This is a genomic window from Luteococcus sp. Sow4_B9 (assembly GCF_052116585.1).
Taxonomy (GTDB): Bacteria; Actinomycetota; Actinomycetes; order Propionibacteriales; family Propionibacteriaceae; genus Luteococcus.
Map to the genome: position 1 here is coordinate 15,955 of NZ_JBQKKT010000003.1, position 20,219 is coordinate 36,173.

General features: G+C 68.6%; 22 protein-coding genes. 13 read left to right on the forward strand and 9 right to left on the reverse strand.

The features are described from left to right. Positions 1 to 5: 5 nt before the first annotated feature. Positions 6 to 1,508, forward strand: a complete 1,503-nt coding sequence (locus ACTQ49_RS02675) for an acetyl-CoA hydrolase/transferase family protein (protein WP_441826306.1) — start codon at positions 6 to 8, stop codon at positions 1,506 to 1,508. Between the two features lie 32 nt (positions 1,509 to 1,540). Beyond that, positions 1,541 to 1,879 (forward strand): HD domain-containing protein, encoded by a 339-nt coding sequence (locus ACTQ49_RS02680; protein WP_441826307.1) that lies wholly within the window; start codon positions 1,541 to 1,543, stop codon positions 1,877 to 1,879. A 98-nt stretch (positions 1,880 to 1,977) separates the two neighbouring features. Here the strand turns inward: ACTQ49_RS02680 and ACTQ49_RS02685 are convergent, their stop codons facing one another. Next, on the reverse strand, positions 1,978 to 2,709 hold the full coding sequence (locus ACTQ49_RS02685; RefSeq protein WP_441826308.1) for a HEAT repeat domain-containing protein: 732 nt from the start codon (positions 2,707 to 2,709) through the stop codon (positions 1,978 to 1,980). A 166-nt stretch (positions 2,710 to 2,875) separates the two neighbouring features. On the opposite strand from ACTQ49_RS02685, the gene ACTQ49_RS02690 reads away from it, so the two are divergent. Together ACTQ49_RS02690 and ACTQ49_RS02695 are read left to right on the forward strand one after the other, a co-directional pair. Continuing rightward, positions 2,876 to 3,478 carry a hypothetical protein gene (locus ACTQ49_RS02690; protein WP_441826309.1) on the forward strand — a complete coding sequence of 201 codons (603 nt, stop codon included), beginning with the start codon at positions 2,876 to 2,878 and terminating at the stop codon, positions 3,476 to 3,478. A gap of 81 nt (positions 3,479 to 3,559) precedes the next feature. Further along, complete coding sequence (locus ACTQ49_RS02695; RefSeq protein WP_441826310.1) at positions 3,560 to 3,922, forward strand: hypothetical protein; 363 nt, start codon at positions 3,560 to 3,562, stop codon at positions 3,920 to 3,922. A gap of 21 nt (positions 3,923 to 3,943) precedes the next feature. Here the strand turns inward: ACTQ49_RS02695 and ACTQ49_RS02700 are convergent, their stop codons facing one another. Both ACTQ49_RS02700 and ACTQ49_RS02705 read right to left on the reverse strand, forming a co-directional pair. Next, positions 3,944 to 5,824, reverse strand: coding sequence for a heavy metal translocating P-type ATPase (locus tag ACTQ49_RS02700; RefSeq protein WP_441826311.1), 1,881 nt, complete (start codon positions 5,822 to 5,824; stop codon positions 3,944 to 3,946). A gap of 32 nt (positions 5,825 to 5,856) precedes the next feature. Beyond that, on the reverse strand, positions 5,857 to 6,084 hold the full coding sequence (locus ACTQ49_RS02705) for a heavy-metal-associated domain-containing protein (RefSeq protein ID WP_441826312.1): 228 nt from the start codon (positions 6,082 to 6,084) through the stop codon (positions 5,857 to 5,859). 98 nt (positions 6,085 to 6,182) lie between these two features. On the opposite strand from ACTQ49_RS02705, the gene ACTQ49_RS02710 reads away from it, so the two are divergent. From ACTQ49_RS02710 to ACTQ49_RS02725, 4 genes are all read left to right on the forward strand, one after another. After that, complete coding sequence (locus ACTQ49_RS02710) at positions 6,183 to 6,902, forward strand: Crp/Fnr family transcriptional regulator (RefSeq protein ID WP_441826313.1); 720 nt, start codon at positions 6,183 to 6,185, stop codon at positions 6,900 to 6,902. A gap of 69 nt (positions 6,903 to 6,971) precedes the next feature. Further along, on the forward strand, positions 6,972 to 7,952 hold the full coding sequence (locus ACTQ49_RS02715; protein WP_441826314.1) for a diaminopimelate dehydrogenase: 981 nt from the start codon (positions 6,972 to 6,974) through the stop codon (positions 7,950 to 7,952). Between the two features lie 186 nt (positions 7,953 to 8,138). Further along, a complete protein-coding gene (locus ACTQ49_RS02720) occupies positions 8,139 to 9,608 on the forward strand; it encodes a DHA2 family efflux MFS transporter permease subunit (RefSeq protein ID WP_441826315.1) in 1,470 nt (489 codons plus the stop codon). After that, entirely contained in the window at positions 9,608 to 9,880 is a 273-nt protein-coding gene (locus ACTQ49_RS02725) for a hypothetical protein (protein ID WP_441826316.1), read from the forward strand. The genes ACTQ49_RS02720 and ACTQ49_RS02725 overlap by 1 nt, the downstream gene beginning before the upstream one ends. Positions 9,881 to 9,922: 42 nt before the next feature. Here ACTQ49_RS02725 and ACTQ49_RS02730 read toward each other — a convergent pair whose 3' ends face one another. Beyond that, positions 9,923 to 11,779, reverse strand: coding sequence for an AMP-dependent synthetase/ligase (locus ACTQ49_RS02730; protein ID WP_441826317.1), 1,857 nt, complete (start codon positions 11,777 to 11,779; stop codon positions 9,923 to 9,925). 60 nt (positions 11,780 to 11,839) lie between these two features. Further along, positions 11,840 to 12,361: a mycothiol transferase gene (locus ACTQ49_RS02735; protein ID WP_441826318.1), complete on the reverse strand. Its 522-nt coding sequence runs from the start codon at positions 12,359 to 12,361 to the stop codon at positions 11,840 to 11,842. Between the two features lie 29 nt (positions 12,362 to 12,390). Between ACTQ49_RS02735 and ACTQ49_RS02740 the strand changes: the two genes are divergently transcribed. After that, entirely contained in the window at positions 12,391 to 12,894 is a 504-nt protein-coding gene (locus ACTQ49_RS02740) for a GNAT family N-acetyltransferase (RefSeq protein WP_441826319.1), read from the forward strand. A 10-nt stretch (positions 12,895 to 12,904) separates the two neighbouring features. Here the strand turns inward: ACTQ49_RS02740 and ACTQ49_RS02745 are convergent, their stop codons facing one another. After that, positions 12,905 to 13,090: a hypothetical protein gene (locus ACTQ49_RS02745; RefSeq protein ID WP_441826514.1), complete on the reverse strand. Its 186-nt coding sequence runs from the start codon at positions 13,088 to 13,090 to the stop codon at positions 12,905 to 12,907. On the opposite strand from ACTQ49_RS02745, the gene ACTQ49_RS02750 reads away from it, so the two are divergent. The 3 genes from ACTQ49_RS02750 to ACTQ49_RS02760 all read left to right on the forward strand — a co-directional run bounded on the left by ACTQ49_RS02750 (position 13,030) and on the right by ACTQ49_RS02760 (position 17,307). Continuing rightward, on the forward strand, positions 13,030 to 14,292 hold the full coding sequence (locus ACTQ49_RS02750) for a GMC oxidoreductase (protein ID WP_441826320.1): 1,263 nt from the start codon (positions 13,030 to 13,032) through the stop codon (positions 14,290 to 14,292). The genes ACTQ49_RS02745 and ACTQ49_RS02750 overlap by 61 nt on opposite strands. Further along, the gene (betT, locus tag ACTQ49_RS02755; protein ID WP_441826321.1) at positions 14,289 to 16,352 is read left to right on the forward strand and encodes a choline BCCT transporter BetT; all 2,064 of its coding nucleotides are present in this window, start codon (positions 14,289 to 14,291) and stop codon (positions 16,350 to 16,352) included. Before ACTQ49_RS02750 ends, betT begins: the two co-directional genes overlap by 4 nt. 112 nt (positions 16,353 to 16,464) lie before the next feature. Further along, positions 16,465 to 17,307: a siderophore-interacting protein gene (locus ACTQ49_RS02760; protein ID WP_441826322.1), complete on the forward strand. Its 843-nt coding sequence runs from the start codon at positions 16,465 to 16,467 to the stop codon at positions 17,305 to 17,307. Here ACTQ49_RS02760 and ACTQ49_RS02765 read toward each other — a convergent pair. The 3 genes from ACTQ49_RS02765 to ACTQ49_RS02775 form a co-directional block, all read right to left on the reverse strand. After that, a complete protein-coding gene (locus ACTQ49_RS02765; protein ID WP_441826323.1) occupies positions 17,196 to 18,458 on the reverse strand; it encodes a hypothetical protein in 1,263 nt (420 codons plus the stop codon). The two genes, ACTQ49_RS02760 and ACTQ49_RS02765, sit on opposite strands and share 112 nt — an antisense overlap. Before the next feature lie 42 nt (positions 18,459 to 18,500). Then, entirely contained in the window at positions 18,501 to 18,740 is a 240-nt protein-coding gene (locus tag ACTQ49_RS02770) for a hypothetical protein (RefSeq protein ID WP_441826324.1), read from the reverse strand. Positions 18,741 to 18,869: 129 nt separating this feature from the next. Next, on the reverse strand, positions 18,870 to 19,088 hold the full coding sequence (locus tag ACTQ49_RS02775) for a hypothetical protein (RefSeq protein ID WP_441826325.1): 219 nt from the start codon (positions 19,086 to 19,088) through the stop codon (positions 18,870 to 18,872). A 186-nt stretch (positions 19,089 to 19,274) separates the two neighbouring features. Between ACTQ49_RS02775 and ACTQ49_RS02780 the strand changes: the two genes are divergently transcribed. Further along, on the forward strand, positions 19,275 to 20,189 hold the full coding sequence (locus ACTQ49_RS02780) for an SDR family NAD(P)-dependent oxidoreductase (protein ID WP_441826326.1): 915 nt from the start codon (positions 19,275 to 19,277) through the stop codon (positions 20,187 to 20,189). The last annotated feature ends 30 nt before the right edge of the window (positions 20,190 to 20,219 follow it).

The following is a 20,219-nucleotide window of genomic DNA, read 5'->3' on the forward strand; positions in this document are numbered from 1 at the left end:
GGTGCATGAACGAACGCATCAAGAACGCCGCCCTGCGCGCCAAGATCATGTCCGCCGCCGACGCGGCCCAGTTCGTCAACCATGGCGACAAGGTCGGCATGTCCGGCTTCACCGGATCCGCCTACCCCAAGGCACTGCCGACGGCCATCGCAGAACGCGCCCGCGCCGAGCACCAGGCCGGACGCGAGTACACCATCGACTTGTTCACCGGCGCCTCCACCGCCCCCGACTGCGACGGCGTGCTGGCCGAGGCCGATGCCCTGCGCTTCCGCGCCCCCTACCAGTCCGACCCGACGATGCGCGCCGCCATCAACGCAGGCCGCATGTCCTATGCCGACATGCACCTGTCGCACTCCGCCCAGCAGGTGGAGGAGGGCTTCTTCGGGGCGCTCGACGTCGCCATCGTCGAGGCCAGCCAGATCGACGCCGACGGCAACCTGGTGCCCTCCTCGGGCGTCGGCAACAATGTCGAGTACCTCAACGCCGCCAGCCGGATCATCGTCGAGGTGAACTCCTGGCAGTCCATCGAGCTCGACGGCATGGCCGACATCTGGCAGATGCCCGCTCTCCCGAACCGCGTCGCCATCCCGATCAACAACCCGGGCGACCGGATCGGCACCACCTACATCCCGATCGACGCCGCCAAGGTGGTGGCCGTCGTCGAGACCGACGCCCCGGACCGCAATGCCCCCTTCAAGCCGATCGACGACGTCTCCCGCCAGATCGCCGGCAACTTCCTCGACTTCCTGGAGGGCGAGGTCCGCGCGGGCCGCCTCACCTACGACGGCTACATCATGCAGTCCGGCGTCGGCAATGTGCCCAATGCCGTGATGGCGGGCCTGCTGGACAGCAAGTTCGAGCAGATCCAGGCCTACACCGAGGTGATCCAGGACGGCATGGTGGACCTGATCGACGCGGGCAAGATGACCGTCGCGTCGGCCACCAGCTTCTCGCTCTCACCCGAGTACGCCAACAAGATGAATGCCGAGGCCGCCCGCTACCGCGAGCACATCATCACTCGTCCGTTGCAGGTCTCGAACCATCCCGAGGTGATCCGACGGGTGGGACTGATCGCCACCAACGGCATGATCGAGGCAGACCTGTACGGCCATGTGAACTCCACCTGCGTGGCCGGTTCGCGGATCATGAACGGCATCGGTGGCTCGGGTGACTTCACCCGCAACGGTTACATCTCCTCGTTCATCTCCCCGTCGGTGGCCAAGGATGGCGCCATCTCCGCGATCGTGCCCTTCGCGAGCCACATCGACCACACCGAGCACGACGTCATGGTGGTCATCACCGAGCACGGCTACGCCGACCTGCGCGGGCTGGCGCCGACCGAGCGCGCCGAGCGGATGATCGCCATCGCCCACCCGGACTACCGACCGCTGCTGGAGGAGTACGTCGCCCGGGCCACGAGCAAGGGTGCAGCCCACACGCCGCACGATCTCTCGGTGGCCTTCGACTTCCATAACCGACTCGCCACCACCGGCACCATGCAGGCCTGATCCCACCGACGAGAGACGACAGGAGACAACGGATGACCGAGACCATTGCCGGAATCCGGATTCCCGACAGCACCATGGCCCGTGAGGCCACCCAGCTGGTGCGCGACGTCGTATCCGACGTGGTCTACGACCAATGCCGACGGGTCTTCCTGTTCGGCTCATTGCGGGGCGAGCAGGAGGGTTTGGCCTTCGACCCGGAGCTGCTCTACGTCGGGGCGATGTTCCACGACCTGGGGCTCACCGAGAAGTTCCGCACCACCCACCAGCGCTTCGAGGTGGACGCTGCGGATGAGGCCCGACGTTTCCTCCTGTCACAGGGCATCAACCAGCAGGAGACCGAGACCGTGTGGGCGGCCATCGCGCTCCGCTGAGTACTCCGCACGTCGTCCGTGACGGGGCACGTGGTGCAGCGCGTGCGGATGGAAGCTGGACGTGCCCAGTGGTTGGGGCCGGGTGCTGCCCGCGGAGCTCAACCGCGCTGGTCGCGTAGTTCCCGTGCAGCCTCCACCAGACCGGGACGGTCGTCGGTGACGGTGGCCAGCAGCAGGGCGCCGTCCACCTCGGGGGCGCTCGCCCGGCGCAGCACCTCGGCGGCATGGGCCGAGAAGTCCTTGCCCTGACGGCGCTCCACGGTGCCGTAGCGGGAGCCGTCGGCGAAGGCCACCAGCACCTCGGCAGCATGCGAGCGCACCGCCGCGTCCTCGCTGTCCAGCGACTGGGCGAGCGCGTCGATGGCGGGGGCCCCGTACTGCAGCAGCGCCCGGGTGAGTCCGTGGCGGCGCTCGGCCTCGCCGGAGCCCAGGTGGGCGAGCAACACGGGCAGGCCCTCCTCGGCGGCGATCCGACCGAGCGCCCACCAGGCCTTGGCCGCGACGACGGAGTCCTCGTCGGCCGCGTGGGGCAGGATCGCGCTCACGGTCCCGGGGTCGCCGATCTTGCTCAGCGCGTGAAGCAGGGGTTCGCGGGGCAGTCCGCGCCTCTCCAGCGCCGTGACGAGGGCGGGCGTAGCCTCTGCCGGGCGCGCGACGACTGCCCAGATGAGGGTCTCCCGCACGAAGTCGTCGGGCTCGATGGCCATCGCCGCCACCAGCGCAGGCATGACAGGTGAGGTGTCCACGGTGCCCAGGGCCACGGCTGCGCGTTGGCGCAGGCTGGCGTCGTCGGAGGCGAGGGCGTCCATCAAGTGGCTGAGCGGGGTCACGGGCCAAGGGTACGCGGCGGCCTCAAGGACCTCCGTGCTTGGCGGGGTCAAGCGCCCCCGGCTCCCCGTCGTCGCCGGCCTCCCACCCTGGGGGTGGTGTCTCCTGCGGATCCGCCCAGTAGTCTCGGGATGACCGTCCCTCCGGGCCGACGCTGAGGAGACCGACATGAAGCAGAACCGTGCCGTGGTGGTGATCGCGATCATCCTGGCCCTCCTGATGGGCATCCTCCTGGGCCGTTCGGACCTGCGCCTGCCCTCCATCCTGGGCGAGGAGCGTTCCACCCGGAACACCCAGGTGGTGGAGGCCGTGCAGACGGAGGAGGAAGTGGTGCTGGTCAGTCTGGGCGTCCAAGGAATCGCCTCCGACGAGGTGCAGCGCAGCATCCGTGGCATCGAGATTCCCGGCACCGAACGGATCCAGTTCGTGCAGTACTCCTATCGCGCCAAGCTCGGACTGGACGGCAGTCAGGTGCGCATCGAGCAGACCGGCGACAAGGCCTACCGGATCACCCTGCCGGACTTCGAGTTCATCGGACACGACGAGGCGAAGTTCCAGACCGCGGTGGAGAAGAACGGCGTGCTGAGTTGGGGGACTCCCCAGATCGACACCGCCAAGGTGGTCGAGAACATCCTCAGCGACGAGGCCAAGGATGAACAGGTGGTGGAGCATCGCGACCTGCTGCGCGAACAGGCCGAGGACTTCTACACCGGCATCGTCACGGCCATCGAGCCCGACGCCGAGATCACCTACCGGCACGGGAGCATCTGAGTCTGTGAACCCGGCCCGTCGTTGGCCCGCGGCACATGGCAGGGTGGGCCCATGGATGCACAGTTGGAAGGCAGGATCCCCATGGCGGCAGTCGGTGGTGCCGTCCTGTTCGCCTGGTATGCGATGCCCGACGTGGTGCGCTCCCGAACTGCCCGGGGGGTGCTGAAGTCAGGCCTTCTGGCGGGTGCCGGCGTGCTGGGGGCTCGGCTCACCGAGGGCATCGAGGAGGAGAAGGAGATGCCACAGCTCGGCAAGCTCTCGCCGGCCGTGGTGGCCGGTGGTCTGGCCCTGTTGGGAGGCTCGACCTGGCTCACCGTCGTGATCGAGAAGAAGATCTTCGCCCGGGGTGAGCGGCGCCGATCCGCGGGCGTGACCGCGGCCCACAGCCGGATGGCCGTGGGCTTGGCAGCCCTGGGAGCTGCAGCTGCTCTCCTGCCCGACTGAACCGCCGAGCGGCAGCGTTGGTCAGGTACGGCGACGCAGCAGTCTCATCGCGTTGAAGATGACCACCAGCACCGACGCCTCGTGGACCAGCATGCCCAGGCTCATCGTCACGCCGCCGGCGAAGACACCAGCCAGCAGGGCCGCCACCGTGACCAGGGCGATCACGATGTTCTGGCGCATCACCCGCAGCGTCGAGCGGGCCAGCCCCAGGGCGTCGGCCACCCGGTCGATCCGGTCGGCCATCAGCGCGATGTCGGCGGTCTCCACGGCGAGCCCGCTGCCCGCGGCACCCATCGCGATACCCGTGTCCGCACTGGCCAGGGCGGGGGCGTCGTTCACCCCGTCGCCAACCATGGCCACCCGGTGGCCGTCGCGCTGCAGCCCGGTGATGATCTCCAGCTTCTGCTCCGGCAGTAGTCCGGCGTGCACCTCGTCGATCCCGGCCTGATGGGCCACCGCGGCCGCCACCGACTGACGGTCGCCAGTGAGCATCAGCACCCGCTCGACGCCGATCCGGTGCAGGTCCTCGACCACCTGGGCTGCCTCGGGGCGCAGCGTGTCGGCCACCGCCACCACGCCGATCAGTTCACCGTCGCGGGCCACTGCCATTGCCGTGCGGCCCTGCGCGCCCAGGTCGTCGATCACCCGCTGGGCTCCGGATCCGTCGCGGCCGGGGAAGGCCTGCTCCACCAGCTCGGGCTTGCCGACGGCGATGGTGCTGCCGTCGATCGTCGCCACGATGCCGTGGCCGACGACGGGGCGGAAGTCGCCGTTGGGGCTGGCAGGCAGCAGTCCTTCGTCGCGGGCCGCCTCGACGATCGGTCGGGCCAGCGGGTGCTCACTGCCGGACTCGGCCATCGCGGCGAGCCGCAGGACCTCCGGGCGAGTCATCCCGTCGGCCAAGGGGATGACGTCGGTGAGCTCGGGCAGGCCGCGGGTCAGGGTGCCCGTCTTGTCCAGCGCCACGACGTCGACGGTGGCGGCCCGCTCCAGGTGCTCGCCGCCCTTGATCAGGATTCCGTCGCGTGCTCCGCGGCCCACCCCGGCCACGATGGCGACGGGGATGGAGATCACCAGGGCACCGGGGCAGCCGATCACCAGCAGCGTCAGGGCCAATTCCACATTGCGCGTCACCAGCCCCGTGACCAGGGCCATCAGCACGATGCCGGGCGTGTACCAGCGGGAGAAGCGTTCCATGAAGGTCTGGGTGCGAGCCTTCGCATCCTGGGCATCCTCGACGCGGCGGATGATGCGCGCCAGGGTGGTCTCGGCGCCGATCGAGGTTGCGGTGACGCGCAGGTGGCCGCCGGTCAGGACGGTGCCGGCATAGACCTCGCCATCGGCGGACTTCTCGACGGGAATCGATTCGCCGGTGATGCTCGCCTCGTTGACGGCGGCCGAACCACTGGTCACGCGGCCGTCCACGGGGATGATGCCGCCACTCTTGACGATGACGGTCTCGCCGTCACGCACATGGTGTGCGGGCACCTCCACCTCGACGCCGTCGCGCACCACCAGGGCCATGTCCGGTGCCGACTCCACCAGGTCCGAGAGGGCCGATCGGGTTCGGTTGAGGGTCATTGCCTCGAGGGCTCCGCCGATGGCGAAGAGTGTCGTGACGGCGGCGGCCTCCCAGAAGTTGCGCACCAGGATCGCACCGACAGCGGCGATCGTGACCAGCAGGTCGATGCCGATGACGCGGTTGGTGAGGGCGCGCACGGCGTTGAGGGCGATGCGGTGGCCGGCGACCACGGCGGCGGTGAGCATCAGGGCGTCGGCGATGCCGTCCCGGCCGGCCCAGCCCGCCGCCCAGGAGGCGATCACCAGGGCGGCGGCCAGGGCGGGAATGGTCCACGGTGACCGTCGCAGGCGGCTGCCCGTCGTGGGCTGGGCCGGGGTCATGGGAACTCCTTTCCGATCGATTGGGGTGATGGTCAGAAGGCGGAGGGGCTGGACTCGTAGCCCGCCTTGCGGACTGCGGCCACCAGGTCCTCGGGCGTGACGCTGGGCTCGTGGTCCACCTCGATGCGGGAGCTGGCGAACTTCACCTCGACGGCGTTGACGCCGGGCATCCGCTGCACCTGCTTCTCGATCTTGCTGACGCAGGAGGGGCAGGAGAATCCCTGGGCGCGAAGGGTCGTGTGCTGGGTGGTCTCGGTCATCGTTCTTCCTTTCCTCTGGTTGGCGGCCTGTCCGCCGATGACTCCAAGCTAGGAAGGATTCACGTCGGAGACCTTGACGAAGATCAAGGTTCGTGGGCTTGACGAAGATCAAGGCATCGGGGTGGATCGAGTGCGACGATGGGGGCATGCACCAGGACAGTTGTGTGGCGCGCGTGCCGATCTTTGCCGGGCTGGATCCCCAGGCCCAGCAGCAGGTGGCCGCCTGCGCCCATCCCCATCAGGTGGCCCCCGGTGAGTCACTCCACCGGCAGGGCGGGCGGGTGCGGCAGCTCTTCGTGCTGCACGAGGGGGTGGTGAAGTTGAGCCACGCCCGGGCCGATGGCAGTCAGCGCATCGTCCGGACTGTGGAACCCGGTCAGGTGGTGGGGGAGCATGCCTTCCTGACGGGAGGGCCCAGCGACCACACCGCGACCGCGATCGAGCCGGTGGTGGCCTGTGTCTTCGACCATCGCGAGCTGGAGCGGCTGATGTCGCAGCATCCCCGCATTGCCGGGGAGATGTTGCGGGCCCTGAGCCAACGCCTGCTGGATGCCGAGCTGCGGATCTCGCGCCTCACCAGCACGGACATGGCTTCCCGGCTGGCCGACTACCTGCTCGACCTGCCGGCCGAGATGCAGCAGGAGCGCGTGGTGGTGACCCTGCCGATGCGCAAGCGGGAGGTGGCCTCCTACCTGGGGGCGACGCCGGAATCGTTGAGCCGTGCGCTGGCCAGACTCACCAGACGGGGCCTCGTCGAGGTCCATGGGGTGCAGATCGTCCTGCGCGATCTGGACGGCCTCACCGAGCTGGCCGGTTGACATCCTGACGCCCGGGTTCGGTACGAGACGATGCAGAGTACTGTCGGGGGCGGGCGCTACGCTTTTTGCATGATTCGCACCGCCATCATCGGCTACGGAAACCTTGGACGCAGCGTCGAGAAGGTCATCGCTGACCAGCCCGACATGGAGCTGGTGGGCATCTTCTCCCGCCGCGAGAGCCTGGACACGACGGCTCGGGTGCTGCCCGCCGCCGAGGTGGAGAAGTACGCCGACGAGGTGGACGTGCTCTTCGTCTGCCTGGGCTCCGCCACGGACGTGCCCGAGCAGGCGCCCGCGCTGGCCCGCCACTTCACCACCGTCGACACCTATGACAATCATCACGAGATCCCCAACCACCGTGCCGCCATGGATGCCGCGGCGCGTGAGGGCGGCACCATCGCGATGATCTCCACCGGCTGGGATCCCGGCTTCTTCTCCCTGAACCGCGTGCTCGGCACCGCCGTGCTCCCGGGCGCCGACCAGATGACCTTCTGGGGCCCGGGGCTCAGCCAGGGGCACTCCGACGCCGTGCGTCGCGTGCCGGGCGTGAAGAAGGGCGTGCAGTACACCATCCCCAACCAGGAGGCCATCGACGCCGTCAAGCGGGGTGAGGGCGCCGACCTCAAGGGCAATGAGTGCCACCTGCGCCAGGTCTACGTCGTCGCCGAACAGACCGGTGATGCCGCGGCCGACGAGGCCACCCGCGAGAAGATTCGCGAGACCATCGTGACGATGCCCGACTACTTCGCCCCCTACGAGACCACGGTCGAGTTCATCTCCGAGGAGGACTTCGACCGCGACCACCAGGGCATGCCGCACGGCGGGCAGGTGATCACCCGCGGCCAGGCCGGCACGTCGGGTCACGTCATCGAGTTCGGTCTGCAGCTGGAGCGCAATCCCGACTTCACCGCCGCCATGCAGGTGGCCTACGGCCGTGCCGCCCACCGCATGCAGGCCAATGGCGAGACCGGTGCCCGCACCGTCTTCGAGGTGGCGCCCTATCTGCTCTCCTCCGAGTCGCTCGACGAGCTGGTCAAGGCCAAGCTCTGAGGCTCGTTGCTGCCGCGCTTTCGCGTCGTCCAACTGCGTCGTCGCCCGGGGGCGGCGCAGTTGCCGTTCACGGACAGCGTGGGTTTCAATGACTGTGAGGGAGCTGCCCCGGCCGCGCCGGAGGTCGATCGCTTCCTGACCTCGCGATGAGCGCGCCAACCCCCGAAAGGTTCCCAGGGGACAGCCATGCCCAAGACTGACACTTCTCCCGCCCTCGATGCCGCGGCTCCGCAGCCCATGACCCGCGATGCGAAGGTTGTCGTGGCCGTGCTGGTCTTCGGTGCCTTCGTGATGATGCTGAACGAGACCACCCTGGGGGTGGCGTTGCCCGCGATGATGGCTGACTTCCACGTCTCGGCGAACACCGCCCAGTGGCTGTTGACCGGATTCATGCTGACCATGGCCGTCCTGATGCCCGCCATGGGGTGGCTGATCGATCGTTTCCCCACACGGACAAATTTCACGGTCGCGCTTGGCTTCTTCCTGGTGGGCACCATCACCGCTGCGCTGGCGCCCACCTTCCCGGTGATGCTGGTGGCCAGGGTGGCCCAGGCCGTGGGCACCACGATCATGATGCCGCTGATCATGACCGTCGTCCTGACCGTGGTGCCCGTCCACATCCGGGGCACCGTCATGGGGCTGATCGCGGTCGTGATGGCTGTGGGGCCAGCACTCGGCCCGTCGGTGGCCGGGGCGATCCTCGCCTTCTCCACCTGGCATGCGATCTTCTGGGTGATGGTGCCGCTGGTGGCCCTGGCCGGCGTGGTGGGCCTGTTTTTCATGCGCAATGTGGGCACCGTTCGTCGGGCTCCCTTCGACGCGGTGTCGGTGGCGCTGTCAGCGGCTGCCTTCGGCGGACTGATCTACGCCATCAGTTCGATCGGCGCCATCGTCGACCGTGGACCTGGCGCCTCCCGGGCGCTGGTGCTGCTGGTGGTGGGATTCGTGGCCCTGCTGGTCTTCGGTTGGCGTCAGGTCCGGCTGGGGCGCACCGACGAGGCGCTGTTGGACCTGCGCCCCTTCCTGGTGCGCAACTTCTCGGTCTCCATCACGGTCTTGCTCCTGGTCCATGCCGCACTGCTCGGCGCGCTGAATGTGTTGCCGCTCTACCTGCAGCAGTCCCTGCTGACCACCGCCCTGGTCTCTGGCCTGGCGGTGCTACCGGGCGGTTTGCTGGAGGGCCTGCTGTCGCCGGTCTTCGGCCGGTTCTATGACCGGATCGGGCCGCGCAGGCTGGTCATCCCCGGTGCCTTCATCGTCGCGGTGACGCTCTTGCTGCTCGGCACGGTCGACGACCAGAGTCTGGTCTGGTTCGTCGTGGCCGTCCACTTGGTCTTCTCGATCGGTCTGGCGATGCTCTACACCCCGCTGATGACCACGGGACTGGGCTCGCTGCCGGAAGACCTCTATTCGCACGGCTCGGCCATCCTCAACACGCTGCAGCAGCTCGCCGCGGCAATCGGCACGGCCTTCATGATCGCCACATACTCTGGGGTTGCTGCCGGCCGGATGCGTGCCGGGCTCCCCGAGCAGACCGCGCTCGGGCAGGGCGCCGCAGTGGCCTTCCTCGTCACGGGTGTGGTGGCGGTCCTCGCCGCCGTACTGTCCTTCTTCGTCCGGCCGGCACCTGTCCGGTCGATCACCCAGGAGCCATGATGACCGACCCCTTCACCGGCAAGAAGGACCCCTTCGACACCACCAATGCGTCGCTCAACCGGGCGAACACCGACCGCAGTCGATCCCGTGCATGGGCCGTGATCTGCGGCTTCGCGGGTGTCTACCTGGTGGCCCTGGGTGGCTTGCTCGCCTTCTTCGGACAGCACGACGACTCCCCGGGGCTGGGTGGCCTGGGACTGATCAATGCCATCATCGGCATCGGGGTGCTGGCCCGCACTGCGGGCGTTGGGCGCAGCAACGACCCACAATGACTGGCCTGTCCGACCCTGCTCACACGAGGTCCTGCGGGCGGATCACTCCGGGTCGTAGAGCGAATCGACCAGATGGGCGTACTTGCGGGCGATCACATCGCGTCGAGCCTTGGACGTGGCGGTCACGGTGCCGTCGTCCATGGACAGCTCGTGGTCCAGGATCCGGTAGCGCTTGACGGTCTCCCAACGCTCCAGCTGGCCGTTGGCGCGCTCCATGAAGCGGTCGATCGACTTCTTGACCTCCGGCAGCTGTGAGAGCTCCTCATAGCTCGCCTTGGGGTAACCGTGGTTCTTGCCCCACTTCATCAGTGCATCGCGGTCCAGTGTGACCAGCGCCACGATGTACTTGCGGTTCTCGCCGAAGGCCAGCGCCTGGCTGACATAGGGGATGTTCGCCGCGATGGCATTCTCCACCTTCTGCGGTGCGACGTACTTGCCACCCGACGTCTTGATCAGGTCCTTCTTGCGATCGGTGATGAAGATGTAACCCTCGTCGTCGATCTCGGCGATGTCCCCGGTGTGGAACCAGCCGTCGCGCAGGACCTCGGCGGTCTGCTCGGGGCGGTTGTGGTAGCCGCGCATCAGCAGCGGTCCGCGCAGCCGCAGCTCGCCGTCCTCGGCCAGGGAGGCCTCCATGCCGGGCACGACCGGCCCGATGCTGCCGAACTTCTGTCGGTCCGGCGGGTTCAGGACGCTGATGGTGGTCTCGGTGGAGCCGTAGCCCTCGATCACGTTCAACCCGGCTGCGTAGAACCATTCGGAGATCTGCGGGGAGAGCTTGGCGGATCCAGAGATGAAGATGCGGATCCGGCCTCCCATGGTCTCGCGCAGCTTGGTGAAGACCAGCTTGTCAGCCACGGCATAGCGGCGGGCCAGTCCGCGCGGCATGGGCGTTCCCTGGTGCAGATGGGGCAGTGCCTCGCGTCCCACGGCGAAGGCCCAGCGGGCGATCCGGGCCTTGGGGCCCTTGGACGGGCTGCTGGTGATCACGGTGGCGCGGATCTTCTCGAAGATGCGGGGCACGCCGCAGACCACCGTCGGGTGGGTCTCCTGCAGGCCCTGCACGATCCGGTCCACCCGGCCGTCGACCGCGGTGGAGTAGCCCATCGCCCACTGGGAGGCCACCAGACAGCCCCCGAAGACGTGGCTCAACGGCAGCCAGAGGTAGTGCCGGTCCTCGGGGAAGACGATCTCCATCGCGTCCAGCGCCACCGCGTCGGCGACGATGGCCCGGTGGGTGAGCTCGACGCCCTTGGGGCGGCCGGTGGTTCCGGAGGTGTAGATCAGGTTGGCCAGCGTGTCGGGCTCCAGGGACGAGGCCACCTCGCGCACCGCCTCCGGGCGGTCGGCCAGCAGGTCCTGTCCCTTCCGGCGCAGTTCCTCCCAGGTCATCACGCGGCGGTCAACGCGATCGGCCGCGGTGCGGTCGTCGTCGATGATGATGATGTGCTTGAGCTGCTCGTACAGCTCGTCGTCGTGCGCCTGCACCTTGTCGATCTGCGACTGGTTCTCCGCCACCAGCACGGAGGTCCCGGAGTCCTGCAGGATGAACAGCACATCGTGCGCGGTCGAGTTGGGGTAGACCGACGTGATGGCGCCGCCGGCGCAGGTGATGGCCATGCTGGCGAGCACCCACTCGTAACGGGTGGAGGAGGCGATCGCGATCCGGTCCTCCACCTGCACCCCCAGGGAGAGCAGACCGGCGGCGAAGTCGGCCACCTCGTCGTGGAATTCGCGGAAGGTGACCTCGCGCCACTCGGTCTTCTCGCCGCCGTCGCGGTCGGGCACCAGGAAGGCGAGGGCCTGTGGTGTCTTGTCGATCCGGTACTGGAAGAGCGCCGCGATGCTGCGGGGAGGATTGTCGATCAACTTGGCGTCGTTGGACACGGACGAGGTCACCAGGCCTTCATGTGGATGGGTTGCCAGACGATCGTACAGAGCGCGGGGCGCGACGCCGATTCACACGCCCAGCTGCCAGCCCTCCAACAGGCCGCGTGCATAGGCGGCCTGACCCAGGTGGGCGGCCGCGTCGTCGATGATGCTGACCAGGCGCACGCCACGGCTCACGGGAGGTTCCCAGGACTCGTCGACGATCTGGTCCAGCTCCTCGGCCGACAGCCCGTCGACGTACGTCACCAGGGCAGCGACGCAGGATTCGAGCAGGGCCAGCAACTTGGTGGCGTCATCGATCTGCAGCGCAGCCACCTCCTCGGGGCCATCGCCCAGCCCGAAGTCGTCGTCGGGGCGATCGACCTGGAGCCGTTCGGCCCACCCGTCGCGCTCCCAGACCGTGGGTTCACCGGTGAGCTCGGCCAGCTGCACGTCCATCTGGCGCGCCGAGTGCCACACCAGCCAGGCGATGGGATTGCCGGCTCCGCCTGGGCGGGCCTTGAGCATCTTGGGGGAGATGCCGTCGAGCACCACGCGGGCAGTGTCGATCGGTCGTCGGGCGGCGTCGGCGAGGATCTGGCTGTGGTCCATGCCATCCATCCTGCTCCTAGGCTTGGCCCATGACCCTGCGCAACGCCGTCCCTGCTGATGTTGACGAGATCATCGAACTGATCCATGCCCTGGCGGCCTATGAGAAGGAACCCGACGCGGTGCGCAACACCCCGCAACGCCTGCACCAGTTGCTCTTCTGCGAGCACCCGGCCATCTTCTGCCATGTGGTGGAGGCTCCGCAGGCATCGGCTCACCGGATCGACGGCTTCGCCCTGTGGTTCCTGAACTACTCCACCTGGGAGGGAACGCACGGCATCTACCTGGAGGACTACTACGTCCGTCCGCACGCCCGCGGGAAGGGGCTGGGGACGGCCCTGCTGGCCAGCCTGGCCGCCGTCGCGGCCCAGCGTGGCTATGCCCGGATCGAGTGGGTGGTGCTCAAGTGGAACCAGCCCGCCATCGACGTCTACCAGCACATGGGCGCCTTCCCCCTCCAGGACTGGGACACCTACCGGCTCACGGGGGATGCGCTGGGCGCGTTGGCGGCGCGGGGTCAGTTGTCGGCCGGGTGAATCGGCTGGCTCACTCCAGGCTGGAGCGCACCAACATCCGGGCGGTCGCCTCGCCATCATCCAGCGCCTCCTGCCACGGGACCCGCAGCATCATGGCCGTCGTGCCGTTGTAGGCCACCATGATGGCGCGGGCCAGTGCCTCGGCGTTGTCGGGGGCCACCTGGGCGGCAAAGGCCAGGAATCGGTCGCGCAGCATCTGGGTTTCTCGGCGCAGGATGTCGGCGATGTCGTCCGTCGCGCGCCTATCTCACTCCGGTGCGCAACCGCAAGAACCTCCACGTGGAGACTCTGGCCCACGTCACCGGACTGCGGATGGACGGCAACCGGGTCACCGGTGTCGACTATGTCCGGATGCCCGGCAAGCGTCCGGAGAGCGTCGAGGCCGGCGAGGTCATCCTGTGCGGTGGCGCCTTCAACACCCCGCAGGTCCTGCAGCTGTCCGGCATCGGTGACCCCGCCGCACTGGAGAAGGCCGGGGTCCAGACTCGCGTCGAGCTGCCCGGTGTGGGTCAGAACCTGCAGGACCACCTCGAGGTCTACATCCAGCACGCCGCGATCCAGCCCGTGTCCATCGCACCGTGGCTCGCCTACTGGAAGGCGCCCGTCATCGGCGCCCAGTGGCTGTTCGGCAAGACCGGCGTCGGCGCCTCCAACCACTTCGAGGGGGGCGGCTTCATCCGCACCGATGACCAGGTGGCCTACCCCAACCTCATGTTCCACTTCCTGCCGATCGCCGTGCGATACGACGGCACGGCCGCCGGTGGGGACCATGGCTACCAGGTGCACGTTGGCCCGATGAACTCCGACGTGGTGGGCGACGTGACCATCAAGAACGACGACCCCTTCAACCACCCGGCGATCCGCTTCAACTACCTGTCCACCGAGCGGGACCGCCAGGAGTGGGTGCAGGTCATCCGGGCCGCACGCCACATCCTCGCGCAGCCGGCCTTCGCGCCCTTCGACGGCGGGGAGCTCTCGCCCGGCCCCGAGGTGCAGACCGACCAGGAGATCATCGACTGGGTGGCCAAGGATGCCGAGACCGCGCTGCACCCGTCGTGCACCGCGGCGATGGGCACCGGCGAGATGGCCGTCACCGACCCGAACAGCATGAAGGTGCACGGGGTGGAGGGCCTGCGCGTCGTCGACGCCTCGGTCTTCCCGTCCATCACCAATGGCAACATCTACGCCCCGGTGATGATGGTGGCCGAGAAGGCGGCCGACCTGATCCTGGGCAACACCCCGCTGGCCCCGGCCGACGTGCCGGTCTACAAGGCTGGTCAGGGCATGCCGATCTTCCCCGAGGGTGATCCCCGCAACCAGGCCTGGAACCGGGTCGAGGACATCCCCACCGCCATGGAGTCGATGGAGCGCTCCGGCCAGACGGAAGCCACCGCGTGAGCGGGGCCGCAGCGGTTGCCCCCTCCGGGGGGCATCCCGATGCACCGCAGGTCGCTCGGCCACGGGCCAAGTGGCCCGTGCTGGGCGTCTCCGCCCTGGTGACGATCATCGTCGCCGGTTGGGGCCTGGGAGCACCCGAGCACGCCCTGCGCGTCCTGGGACGCGTGGTCGGGCTGATCTCCGACTGGTTCGGCTGGTTCTACATCGCCCTGGCCACCGCGGTGTTGTTCTTCGTGGTCGTCATCGGCCTGCGTCACTCGCGGGTGCGGCTGGGCAAGGACACCGACCGGCCCGAGTTCAGCACCTTCGCGTGGGCCTCGATGCTGTTCGCCGCGGGCATCGGCACCGACGTGATGTTCTTCGCCGTGGCCGAGCCGGTGAGCCAGTACATGCTGCCACCGCAGATCCAGGGGGAATCCCTGGAGGCGGCCCGCCAGGCGACGGTGTGGACCATGTTCCACTACGGCATCACCGGGTGGGGCATGTACGTGCTGATGGGCATGGCCCTGGGCTACTTCGCCCACCGCAAGGGGCTGCCGCTGGCCGTGCGTTCGGCGCTGCATCCCCTGCTGGGTAAGCGGATCAACGGGGCGGCCGGTGACGCGGTCGACATCGCCACCGTGGTGGGTACCATCTTCGGTGTGGCCACCAGCCTGGGCATCGGCGTGGTCATGCTCAACGTGGGCCTGGACATCCTCTTCGGGGTGGAACAGGGCCTCGGCGCCCAGGTGGGGCTGGTGGTGCTGGCCGTCACGGTCGCGACCGTCTCGGCGCTGACCGGCGTGGATCGTGGCATCCGCATCCTCAGTCAGCTCAACGTGCTGCTGGCGATCCTGCTGGCGGCCTGGGTGCTGGTGACCGGGGACTCCACCTTCCTGCTGCGTGCCATGACGATGAACATCGGTGACTTCATCAGCATGTTCCCCGGCATGACGCTGGACACGATGGCCTATGACCACCCGGCCGACTGGATGGGCGCCTGGACGCTCTTCTTCTGGGCCTGGTGGATCGCCTGGGCATCCTTCGTCGGCATGTTCCTGGCTCGCATCTCGCGCGGACGCACCATCGGTCAGTTCGTGCTGGGCACGCTGACCATCCCGTTCTGCTACATCGTGATGTGGGTGACCATCTTCGGCAATGCCGCGGTCAACCAGATCCGAACCCTGGGGGACAAGGAGTTCGCGACGCTGGCGGTCGAGAGCCCCGAACTGGGCTTCTACCACCTGCTGCAGCAGTACCCGCTGCCCATGTTCATGGTGGGGCTGGCCACCTTCGTCGGTCTGCTGTTCTACGTGACCAGCGCCGACTCGGGTGCCCTGGTCATGGCCAACCTGTCGAGCCACCTGCCCGACAGCGAGACCGATGCTCAGCCCGTGCTGCGCATCTTCTGGGCCCTGGCCACCGGTGTGCTGACCATCGCGATGCTCGCGGTGGACGGCATCGCCGCGCTGCAGAACGCGACGATCATCATGGGCCTGCCCTTCGCCTTCGTCATGGTGATGGTGATGGTCGGCCTGCACCGGGCGCTGGAGGGGGAGCGGAGCCGACGCGACGCCGCCCGTGCCCAGGTCACCTCGTCGCTGGTGGGCCGTGAGACGGTCGCCGCGCCCGGATCCTGGCGCAAGCGGCTGGGCGTCACCTTTGGTGCCGTCTCGGTCAAGCAGGCCAACCGGCACCTCGACCTGGTGGTGCTGCCCGCGCTGCGGGCCGTCGCCAAGGAGCTGGAGGCCCGCGGGGCGCAGGCTCGCATCGTCGAGGGCGAGGCCATCCCCGAGTTGCGCGTCAGTCGTCAGGTGCAGCTGGAGGTGGGCGACCCGGAGGCCGAGGCGCTGTTCACCTATCCGCTGCAGGTGCGTCGGGTTCCGGCCCCCACCTATGGTGCGCGCATGATCGAGGCGGACGACTTCTCCACTCGTGTGGAGGCCGTTCTGCCGAGCGTGGGCGCCTATGACCTGATCTCCTACAACGAGGACCAGGTCTGCCACGACGTGCTGGATGCCTATGAGCGGCACCTGGCCACCACCCGCGCGGTGGCCGAGCTGGAATCCACCCAGCTCTGAGCCAGCGCTGCAAGGCAGTGACGAAGGCCCCCGGCTTGGCCGGGGGCCTTCGTGCCGTCCTGGGGGGAAGCATCGCGTGAATCCGGGCGCAATGAAAGGTTAGGCTCGCCTTATGTCGAACAATGAGGTCTCGTCCACCGCTCCATCCGCACGGCCGCGCCCCGGCGGCAAGGCTCGGGTGATGCGCAGCGCCACCATCAGCGCCGTCGAACGTCTCAACCGTGACCTGGTGCGGCTGCACTTCGAGGGGGAGGACCTGCAGCAGTTCGGGCCGCTGGAGCCCACCGACAGCTATGTGAAGATCCGCTTCGGTGACGTCACCCGTACCTACACGATCCGCCACCACGATCCGGTGGAGGGACGGATGGTCATCGACTTCGTGGTGCACGGCGACCAGGGTCTTGCCGGGCCGTGGGCCGCCGCCGCGCAGGTGGGAGACCAGATCACCTTCGGCGGTCCCGGGGGCGCCTGGCATCCCGACGAGGCTGCCGACCACCACATCTTCATCGGCGACGAGTCCGCCATCCCGGCCATCGCCGCCGCACTCGACGCCCTGCCGCACACGGCGCGCGCCACCGCCTTCCTGGAGGTTGCCGATGAGTCCGTGCGGCCCCCGCTGCGCCCGCTGCCCGGTCTCGAGGTGGTGTGGGTCCATCGCGCGCCCGACGGTGGCAGCCCCGCTGCGCCCTACGGTGTGCTGCTGGCCCACAAGGTTCGTGAGGCGCACTTCCCGCAGGGGCGGCTGTCGCTGTTCGTGCACGGCAATGCCGAGATGATCAAGGACGTGCGGCGAAACCTGTTCGTCGAGCGTGGCCTGGCCAAGCAGGACGTCTCGATCTCGGGCTACTGGCGCACCGGGCTGGCCGAGGACGACTGGCAGCGCACCAAGCGCGAGTTCGTCGCACAGATGGAACGGGAACAGGACCAGGCGCTGCCGACGGGGGACGGGGCCTGAGCCTCAGACCGCCAGCTGCACCTGCGTGCTGAAGCGAGAGCTCTCGGGGTGCAGGGCCGGCAGTTCGTGCACGTCGGCCCGGTCTCCTCCAGCCACAGTGGCAGGTTGTGGCTGGCCGCCGTCTCCTGCGCCATGCCCACCATCGTGGCGGCCTTCTGGTGCAGCCACGGGGATGTGATGTTCTGCACGGTCGGCACCGCACGCGGGTCCGTCGCCCCCTTGCGGTTGGGGCAGGACCACAGGGGGTACCAGTGCTGGCTCATGGCGGTGGTCTGGGGCAGCTTCGCCTGTGCGAAGGCACGCCACCATTTCGCGTCGAAGGTTCCCGGGCCGGCCAGGGGGAGGTTGGGGGTGCGGGCATGGATCGCCTTCTCGTACACCCGAGCCTGGGCGACGAAATGTTCTGGCGACCAGCTGCTGTCGCGGGCGCTGAGCCGGGCCTGGGAGGCCATGAAGAAGCCATTGGGCTCGTTGCCGATCGAGACCGCCTTGAGCCGCGAGCCCAGGGCCCGGTGCGCATGGGCGGCCATGTCAGCGGCGCGGTCCGGGTCGAAGTGCCCCAGGTCCACCACCAGGGTGACCGTGGCGTCGACGCGTTCGGCCATGCGGGCCAGCCGGGCCAGGTCGTCGGGGGTGACGGTTGCCGAGGCCCAGTCGGGCGCCTTCTTCTGGCGGGAGGTCCACCACATCCGACGATCGACGGAATTGCCCCCGAACCGCAGGGAGGGCTTGTCCAGGGCCAGCAGGAGCGGTGTCAGGGTGGAACCGTCGGGTTCCCAGCGTTGGTCGGCCAGCTCGGTGGCCTCGAAGGAGAGCCCCACATTGGACTCCTGCCAGACGTGCCCGCCGGCCTGCTCGGCGGCGGGGACGGAGATGTCCACGCGTGGCCCGGGAGTGGAGACCTTGGGCGCTTGCTGGGGGAAGCTCTCGGCTCGGGGCAGCAGCCCCGGGACCAGGGCGCGCAGTTCGGCGGCATGGTCCGGGGTGGCGGGCCGGGAGGAGGCGTCCCGGGTGGGCGTCGGGGAAGGAGCCTCAGGGGTGGGTGCGCTGCCTGAACAGGCAGTGAGCGAGCCCAACGCAAGCGCGCCGAGGGTCAGATGGGCGAGCAGCCTGAGTCCTGGGCGGGCGAGCCGGGGGCGGGGGTTCGTCACCCCTGCAGGCTATGTGGAACGTCATAGATCTGGTGGAAGGCTTCAGGCCACGGCGCGCTCATCCAGCCGTCGCGAAGCCGGGTGCGAACCCGGGTGCACGGTGGGCAGGTCATGGACGCTGGTGCGGGCCCTGCTGGATGCGGCCCCCTCGCGACGGTGGGTGCTGCGGCGGTGCGCCAGGGCCGTCCAGATGAGAAGCAGGGGTGCCAGCAGGAGGGGGGCCACCAGGGCCAAGGCGAGCGTGACCGCGAGCGCGGCCGACAGTCCGAGGATCTCCGTCATGGCTCCACCATCCCAAGTGCCCGGGCAGCGGCGCATCGGTTTGGGGTGTGCTCTCGTCTCCTACTTCCGATGGGGGGCGTGGCGGCCGCGTCATCCCCCAGTAGTAGGCAGGTGGTCAGGAGGGCCGGGTCAGGCGGCCTTCGCCACCTTCACGAGCCGACGACTGCGAGGGCGCCCGGTGCTGGCGACGGTGACCTGCTCCTCCACGTCCGAACGCTCGACATCGGCCTCCCGGGTGCGGGTGACATAGGCGACGATGAGGACCAGCGGTGCCAGCAGGACGGGCACAGCGACGATGATCATGGCCACGAAGGCCAGCAGGAGCAGGAAACCAAGCACAGCGGACATGGCTCCATGGTCTCTGTCGAAAGGGCCGCCTCCGGCCATTTTGGGCACTTGTTCAGCTTGTCCGAAGCCAGTTCAGCGAGCTCTTGGCATCCCCTTGGGCACCGCTCAGGATTCTGTCCCCCCAACGAGGGACACGTCCTGCGGGTAGGTCTTCCCAGGGATGGTGAGCAGTGGTCGAATGGGCACGTGCGCTTCCCCCGTCCACGCGCCGCGTCCACCTTCGGCCCCGGCCACCTGTCCCCGAACCAGCTGACGGGTCAGGTGTGGCTCGTCACCGGCGCAACCCATGGGCTGGGGGAGGCCACGGCTCGCGCCGCGGCTCGTGCGGGAGCCCGCCTGGTGGTGCCGGCCCGCAATGCGGAGCGGGCCCGTCGACTGACCTCCGAATGGGGCGGCGAGCACTTGGTTGTTCCCCTGGACCTGGCCAGTTTCTCGTCGGTCCGGGAGTGCGCTGCGCAGGTCTCCAGGGCGCTGGCCGGTCAGCAGATCGACGTGCTGGTGAACAATGCCGGCACCATGACATTGCACCGGGAGCTGACCGCGGACGGCCACGAGCGGATCCTGCAGACCAACTTCCTGGGCCCTTTCGCGCTGACCAACCTGCTGCTGCCGAGTGTCGGCGGACGGGTGGTGCTCGTCGCGTCGAATGCCCACAAGGCAGGGCGGATCGATCATGGCGATCCGGACTTCCTACGGCGCCGCTGGACCAGTGCCGCGGCCTATGCCCAGTCGAAGCTGGCCGTGATGCTGTGGGGCCTGGCCCTGGAGGCCCGGTTGCGGACCCGCGGCGTCGACGTGCAGCTGGTGCACCCCGGCTGGGTGATGAGCAACATGCAGAGTGCTGTGGGCAATGTCGCGGTGCAACGGGCCATCGACATCGTCACCTCACCCGTCGCCGCCCCCGCCGCCGACGCCGCCCGCTGCACCCTGTTCGCGGCCACGGCCGACCTGCCGCGCGGCTCGCACATCGGTCCGGATGGCTGGCTGGTGGGCTGGCGAGGGGAGCCCTGCCTGATCGGCCGTTCCGGCAAGGCCAGTGATCCCGCCGAGGCGGAGCGAGTGTGGAGGCTGGCAGCCGAGCTGACCGGCACCGACCGGTGACCTGCCCAAGGGGTGGAAGATCTCCCGCAG